Consider the following 3,627-nt stretch of genomic DNA (forward strand, 5'->3'; position numbering starts at 1 on the left):
ACCGACTTACGCCGCCCAAGGCCAAGGAAGATCCAGATCGGCACAAACTCTGGTCAGGCATTCATCGCGCCCCGCCCGGTCCCGATCGGTGGCGCTTCCGAAGCCGGACATTCGAAGGCATCGCGGCAGCGTGCGCAGACCAGTGGGGCGGCTACGCCCTCGAAGAAAGCAGGAGGGTTGGGTGATGGCCGCTAGAGCAACATTCAGACAGTCCGACATGGCCCGAGCATATCGCGCAGCAGCCGATGCGGGTACACCAGTGTCACGCACCGAGATTTTGCCCGATGGGCGGATTGTGATCTATCACGACGTCATCGAGAGGCCGGAGAACCTGACGCCTTTCGAAAAATGGAAGGCAACACAGAATGCGCATGCGTCTTAAGGGAGTTAACCGTGTCAGCAAGCGGTTAGCTGATGGATCCAGCATCACTTACTACTACGCGTGGAAAGGTGGCCCACGGCTGCCGGGAAAGCCCGGCAATGCTGAGTTTGTCAACGCATATACGGACGCAATTAAGTCGCGAACTAGACCGCAGGAAGACACCCTGCAAGCGATCATCAATGCCTATCAGGGCAGTCCAAAATTCACGGAACTAGCACCCCGAACAAAAGCCGATTACGTCCGTAATATCCGCGTGATTGAGGCAAAATACGGGACATTACCGCTGGAAGCCCTGCCCGACCCAGCAACGCGTGGCGATATGCTTGACTGGCGAGACGCGATGTCACGCAGATCCAAGCGGCAAGCCGATTATGTCTTTGCCACACTGGCCGCAATTTTAGCTTGGGCAAAGGACAGAGGCCGCGTCATCGCGAATCCTTGTGAGAGACCGGGCAAGCTTTACCGATCCAACAGAGCAGAAAGCATTTGGACGGCTGACGCCGAGCGCGCGCTTGAGGAAGTGGCGCCCGATAGGATCTGGCTTGCCTATATGATTGCCGTCTGGACGGGACAGAGGCAGGGCGACCTGTTGCGCTTAAGCTGGGGCGCGTATGACGGCAGTGCCATTCGACTCCGGCAGTCGAAAACGGGCACGCGTGTAACCATTCCGGTCGGAGCCCCGCTTAAGGCCCTCTTGGACATCACCCCAAAGCGGGCTGTGACGATCCTGACGAACTCTGACGGCCATGCATGGACCAGCGATGGATTCAGGACCACGTGGCGCAAAACCTGCGTAGCTGCAGGGCTGATCGGCGTCGGCATGAAGGGCCCAACATTCCACGACATTAGAGGCACTTCGGTGACGCGCCTCGCGCTGGCTGGATGCACCACTCCCGAGATCGCCACGATCACCGGGCACTCTCTTAGGGATGTCGAGATCATCCTTGATGCGCACTACCTCAAACGAGATGGCGGCCTCGCCGAATCAGCGATGCGCAAACGCGAGAATCACGAAACACGCGCAGAGGTTTCCCAACTGCGCGTCCAACCGAAAGAAAATGGTCATGATTGATGCGGCGAATTTGCCAGTAAAATCAACTGGCAGGGGCAGAGGGACTCGAACCCACGACCCTCGGTTTTGGAGACCGATGCTCTACCAACTGAGCTATACCCCTAAGCCGCGGGTCTGCTTACGGCAGGTTGCGGCACTGTTCAAGAGGATAAGTGTGCGCGCGCAAAGATCATGCATCAACAAGATCGGAAATCGTGCCACTGGCCAAAAAACCGCCCGATTGGCGTGCCCAAAGGCGCGCATAAATGCCGTTATGCGCCAGAAGATCGTCATGCGTTCCCATCTCGACGATGCGACCGGCCTCCATCACGACCAGCCGGTCCATCTCGGCGATGGTCGACAGGCGATGGGCAATGGCGATGACAGTTTTTCCCTGCATCAGACGCACAAGCTGGTGCTGAATCGCGGCCTCGACCTCGCTATCAAGCGCCGAGGTCGCCTCGTCCAGCACCAGAATGGGCGCATCCTTCAACAGGACGCGAGCAATGGCGATTCGTTGACGCTGGCCACCCGACAGCTTGACCCCACGCTCGCCGACATGCGCGTCTAGCCCTCGCCGACCATGACTATCGACCAAAGTCTGGATAAAGTCCCATGCCTCGGCCGAGCGGGCAGCATCGATAATATCATCCTCGGTCGCATCGGGGCGCCCGTAGCTGATATTGTCGCGAACCGAGCGGTGCAGCAGCGAATTATCCTGAGTGACGACACCGATCGCCGCACGCAGGGTTTCCTGGGTCAAGGTGGAAATATCCTGACCATCGATCTTGATCTTGCCTTCATCAATGTCGTGAAAGCGCAGCAACAAGTTGATAAGCGTCGATTTTCCTGCGCCAGACCTTCCGACCAGCCCGATCTTTTCTCCGGGCAAAATCTTTAGATCCAACCGGTCAAGCACGGCATTGGGCGCCTGCGATCCATCCGCAGGATAGCGGAATGTGACCTGCTCAAACGCGACCTCACCCTGCCCGCGCCGCAGCGCAACCGCATTGGGCGCGTCATTGACCATCCGCGGCAGGGCCAAACTGCCAATACCATCCCGCACCGTACCGATATTTTCAAAAAGACCGGCGAATTCCCACATGATCCAATGGGACATATTTCCCAACCGCAAAGCCAGTGGAATGGCCACAGCCACCGCGCCCACCTCTAATTTACCCGTCGCCCATAGATACAGGCCAAGCGTCGTCACCGCCCCCGTCAGCAGCGAATTCAGCGTCGACAGGGCGACGTTTTGAACCGAGGCCAGACGCATCTGCGCATGAACCGTTTCCAGAAAAGCATCCATGCTTTCCTGAACATAGGCCTCTTCACGGGCGGAATGCGAAAACAGCTTTACGGTGGTGATATTGGTATAGCTATCCACAACCCTGCCGGTCATGGCCGCGCGTGCATCGGCCTGAACTTCGGAAACCCGGGCAATCCTCGGAATGATCCACCACAACAGCAGGCCATAAAGCAGACCCCAAGCCGCAAAGGGAATGGCCATCAAGATATCGGTCGTCGCAGCCAGGATCAAAGCGCCGATAAAATAGACGCTGACATAGACCATGACATCCATGAATTTCATGGCGACTTCGCGCACGGCAAGCGCGGTCTGCATCAGTTTCGTGGCGATACGCCCGGCGAATTCATCCTGAAAATAGCTCATGGACTGGCGCAGCAAATAGCGGTGCGCCTGCCAGCGAATGCGCTGGGGAAAGTTGCCCATCAGGGTCTGATGCATGACCAGCGAAAAAATGATCTGCAAAAGCGGCAGCCCGATCAAAAGAATGGCGGCCATCACCATCAGGCGGCTGCCCTCTTGCGCCCAAAATCCAGCGCGATCCGCCTCAGCCAGCCGATTCACCAAATCGCCCAGATAGCCAAAAAGAATGACCTCGGCGATGGCGATCGCGGCCGAGCAGGCAGACATCACCACCATCCAGGGCAGTGCAGCCTTGGAATAGTGCAAAATGAATCGCCACATGCCGCGCGGTGCCATGCGCGGCGCTTCGGACGGATAGGGATTTAGCCGGCGTTCGAACCAGCGAAACATGGGGCACCTGCAAAGCAATGATCAAAAAGAAGCGGATGACGTCGATGCCATGGGTGAACACAATGGTCAACTCTTGCCAGATTGGCATGTCTTCCATGCGACAAATATCCCGGGGTCCGGGGCAGCGCCCCGGAT

Annotated in this window: 2 protein-coding genes, 1 tRNA gene and 1 pseudogene; 2 read left to right on the forward strand and 2 right to left on the reverse strand. The window is 57.7% G+C overall.

The window, feature by feature from the left end; genetic code table 11:
- Both RTS12_RS20255 and RTS12_RS20260 read left to right on the forward strand, forming a co-directional pair.
- A pseudogene (locus RTS12_RS20255) lies at positions 1 to 185 on the forward strand (hypothetical protein); the annotation flags it as partial.
- A gap of 180 nt (positions 186 to 365) precedes the next feature.
- Positions 366 to 1,454 (forward strand): tyrosine-type recombinase/integrase, encoded by a 1,089-nt coding sequence (locus tag RTS12_RS20260; RefSeq protein WP_312531886.1) that lies wholly within the window; start codon positions 366 to 368, stop codon positions 1,452 to 1,454.
- Between the two features lie 27 nt (positions 1,455 to 1,481).
- On the opposite strand, the gene RTS12_RS20265 is transcribed toward RTS12_RS20260, so the two are convergent.
- Positions 1,482 to 1,557: transfer RNA gene (locus RTS12_RS20265), tRNA-Trp, on the reverse strand.
- Positions 1,558 to 1,623: 66 nt separating this feature from the next.
- Positions 1,624 to 3,492, reverse strand: coding sequence for an ABC transporter ATP-binding protein (locus RTS12_RS20270; RefSeq protein WP_312531888.1), 1,869 nt, complete (start codon positions 3,490 to 3,492; stop codon positions 1,624 to 1,626).
- Positions 3,493 to 3,627 lie beyond the last annotated feature (135 nt).

Source organism: Paracoccus sp. (in: a-proteobacteria), assembly GCF_032007265.1.
In the GTDB taxonomy this organism is placed as follows: Bacteria; Pseudomonadota; Alphaproteobacteria; order Rhodobacterales; family Rhodobacteraceae; genus Paracoccus.

Excerpts from the sequence above, each read along its gene's own strand:
- RTS12_RS20260 (WP_312531886.1), top strand. The coding sequence starts at position 366 with ATGCGCATGCGTCTTAAGGGAGTTAACCGTGTCAGCAAGCGGTTAGCT.
- RTS12_RS20270 (WP_312531888.1), bottom strand. The coding sequence starts at position 3,492 with ATGTTTCGCTGGTTCGAACGCCGGCTAAATCCCTATCCGTCCGAAGCG.